Origin of the sequence: Moorena sp. SIO4E2 (assembly GCF_010671945.1) — a bacterium.
GTDB lineage: Bacteria > Cyanobacteriota > Cyanobacteriia > Cyanobacteriales > Coleofasciculaceae > Moorena > Moorena producens.
The window spans coordinates 1-2828 of record NZ_JAAHIE010000785.1 but is presented as its reverse complement, the minus strand read 5'-3'; the positions used below and the strand labels follow the sequence as shown (position 1 = coordinate 2828).

The window sequence follows — 2828 nt, the reverse complement described above, 5'->3', positions numbered from 1 at the left end:
CAGGAGTAGTTGTGGGCACCTTCTGCCCTGTGCCTTCTGCCTTCTGCCTTCTTGTAGCCCCTGATTCCACCCTAGAGAATTGTACATCCCCTGAATTAACGAAAACGTCGCTATTATTCCCCTGGCTTACCTGATCGCCACCGACTGGTGTTGACCAACTATCCTCCATAGTTGGATTAGGAGTTGGGTGTTGCTGAATTGAAGTATGAATGGGCGATGGTCTGGTTTGGGAAAAGCCCCCTAAATCCCCCCGAGCGAGGGATTGCTCGCTCGGGGGACTTTGAGAGTTTTGTTCCCCCCAGCGAGGGATTGCTCGCTGGGGGGCTAGGGGGGCGCAATCATACTCAGAATCAGCATCAATCGGAGTTGCTAAACCTTTTGGGATAAACCCGGAAGTTAGCCACGTCTCCAAAGCTGTGAATTCCTCACTTAGCTGTCCAACCTGAGATACAACTTTCTCTAAACAGCGGAGTTCGGAGCAATCTTCACTGGTCAAATAATTCCCAGCTAATCCCCCTGCGGTGTATTCACCAATCAAGGCTTGAAACTCACTACGTAGGGATTCCCCAAGAACGACCAGAGCCTGATTGATATTAGGAGAGCTTTCCCCAGGAATCGCCATCACTAACTTCCTCATCTAACATTTGTAAGTAGATCGAGACTTGCCCCATGGTCATTGCTTGCACTTGTTGGGGAGTCCAGCCAAATGCACGGGCTAAACGGTAGCTGGCTTTTACCAATGGGGAAGCACTCAAGCCATTTAGGTTTTTTTTTCGGTCAGCCCACTGATTTGTCTAATTTCAGCGATCAAAAAGTTAACCAACCCCAGATGCATCGTTTTGACTTGTTCTAAGGAAAGGGCTGGCTTTACCAGTGATTCCTTGATCATCAACAAGGGAATTAAGCTTGGATCATTTTTCCCTGCTTTCATAATTAGCCCAAAGGTACCAATAGTCAAAGGACGTAGCTGCACAACCACATCAGGATCTGACTGCTGATTGCTTTGAGTAGGTTGCAAGATATGTGGAGGCACCACAACATTAAAGATAACGGTAGAACCAGCTAGGAGTTCTTCTGGTGTTGGTTCCATTTGAGCATTGATTAGTTAGTTATTTGTCATTAGTTAACCTTTTTCTTCTGCACTAATGCGTAAAGCTTTAAAGCTAACTCCTTCCATCACAAAATCATCTTCAGGTAATTGAAAACTCCAGCTTTCAAACTTAACACCGAACACAGTAAGAGTACTACTTTGGTCAGGAAAGGCTGGATTTTTCAGGGCAATAACGATATTAAAGGAAGGTTGGGGAATGGCGGCAATTGGCGGAGGACTTGTTGCTCCATCACCCAGCAGCAGCCGAATTAAAGCCCCATTAACATGAGCTCGTTGCACGAAGCCAGAAACATTGATATTTCCTGGACGCAACTCCGTTGGGAAACGCTTACCAATTTCGTGGTAAGGTCGTAACTCATTTTCCACCTTGACCGTTACGTTCTGTAAGCGGCCAACTATACTCGAAAATTCATACTCACCAATTAAACTATCCGCAAGTTTACCTTCTACTGACTCACTGTCATCGACAGCTAGAACCAACGAGGCATCAGAACCGCGAAAGACATTAACATTGGGCATACTAGTCCTCCTAACTATTTCCGAAATTTAAGGATTTTCATCCTTGGTTGTGAGGGCAGCTGATGGTGCGTGACCCCTTTGGGGAATTAAAAATTAAAAATTAAAAATTAAAAATTAAAAATTAAAAATTAAAAATTAATTAAAAATTAAAAATTAAAAATTTAACAAATTTTGCAATTTTTTAATTCCGGGTACAAGCCCCCACTGATTGTCATTTTGAATTAATAATTTTGAATTTTGAATTGGAGCGATCGCGTAGCGTGACCTGCATGTCAAGCGACTTGACTGTCTTTTTTTATTGGAGATACATCGTCACCTGGATAAAGTCGATGCTAAAGGTTGGCATCAGAGTCATGGTAACCATCACCTTCCCTTCTTTTTCTTGAGCGCGGGTTGCTGATACATCAAGTTGATAACTTACCAAGGCTTCATTATCTACCATGCGCGTCAAGAAAGCATTCAAGGTAGCTTTCATCGCTCCCCGCACTCGTTCATTATTCAACTTACCTATATAGGGATTGCAACTGCTACGAACCCCGTAGATTGCATAGTCTACAATCCGTCTGGTAGTGATTTGCTTCCAGGCTCCATCATCGGTGGTTATTCCTTTAACGATGCGAAATCCAGCCCGTTTTTCTACTGTTAAAACACGTTTTGTGACCAGTTTTTCCAGTTGTGTACTGTTAAATTCCGTAGTTAGACCTTCAATTGTTAGAGTTTTGTTAGTGGGACTGGTTTGTACAGGCAACGAAGACAGCATCCCAGCCACAGCAGCAGCTAGGTAACTACCGGGTAGCTTGTTTTGTTTTCCTTGAGATGAAACCAAAATTCCCGGTGCTGTAAAAATGATGCGGTCATTATTGATGGTGTGCTTAGTAATATCGTCTAAGCTATCTTTACCATTGCTAAAGCCACTACCAATGATGCCAATGCGCTCTCGCTTGATTCCTGCTGTTGTCTTCAGGTGTCCTTCTAGAACGGTTGACATCCCTGTTGTGGTAACATCTTGCCCAGCCAGTAGCACAATGTTAACGATTTCATTCTCTAGGAGAGCTAAACTTCTAGCGTAATCATCACTCGTACCGGGTCACGCCATTTTGCATGAACTGGTGAACAATCTCCGGCATAACGGTGTCAAACTCTACGATGAGTGGTACGTTATGCAGCTGATTTTGGAAGAGGGTCAGGCAAAAGGGGT

4 protein-coding genes and 3 pseudogenes are annotated in these 2828 nt (G+C 43.9%); 1 reads left to right on the top strand and 6 read right to left on the bottom strand.

The features are described 5' to 3' along the window. From F6K37_RS37180 to F6K37_RS37155, 6 genes and pseudogenes are all read right to left on the bottom strand, one after another. Nucleotides 1–622 (bottom strand): annotated as a pseudogene (locus tag F6K37_RS37180) (hypothetical protein); the annotation flags it as partial. After that, the gene (locus F6K37_RS37175) at nt 594–755 is read right to left on the bottom strand and encodes a hypothetical protein (protein WP_154659786.1); all 162 of its coding nucleotides are present in this window, start codon (nt 753–755) and stop codon (nt 594–596) included. The gene F6K37_RS37175 and the pseudogene F6K37_RS37180, both read right to left, overlap by 29 nt. Before the next feature lie 5 nt (nt 756–760). Beyond that, nucleotides 761–1090 (bottom strand): hypothetical protein, encoded by a 330-nt coding sequence (locus tag F6K37_RS37170; RefSeq protein WP_008184358.1) that lies wholly within the window; start codon nt 1088–1090, stop codon nt 761–763. A gap of 33 nt (nt 1091–1123) precedes the next feature. Beyond that, nucleotides 1124–1630: a hypothetical protein gene (locus F6K37_RS37165; RefSeq protein ID WP_008184357.1), complete on the bottom strand. Its 507-nt coding sequence runs from the start codon at nt 1628–1630 to the stop codon at nt 1124–1126. 295 nt (nt 1631–1925) lie between these two features. Continuing rightward, nucleotides 1926–2234, bottom strand: a complete 309-nt coding sequence (locus F6K37_RS37160) for a phage tail sheath C-terminal domain-containing protein (protein WP_287256008.1) — start codon at nt 2232–2234, stop codon at nt 1926–1928. 3 nt (nt 2235–2237) lie between these two features. After that, nucleotides 2238–2699 (bottom strand): annotated as a pseudogene (locus tag F6K37_RS37155) (phage tail sheath protein); the annotation flags it as partial. A gap of 16 nt (nt 2700–2715) precedes the next feature. Here F6K37_RS37155 and F6K37_RS37150 point away from each other — a divergent pair. Then, nucleotides 2716–2828: pseudogene (locus F6K37_RS37150) on the top strand (FAD-binding protein); the annotation flags it as partial.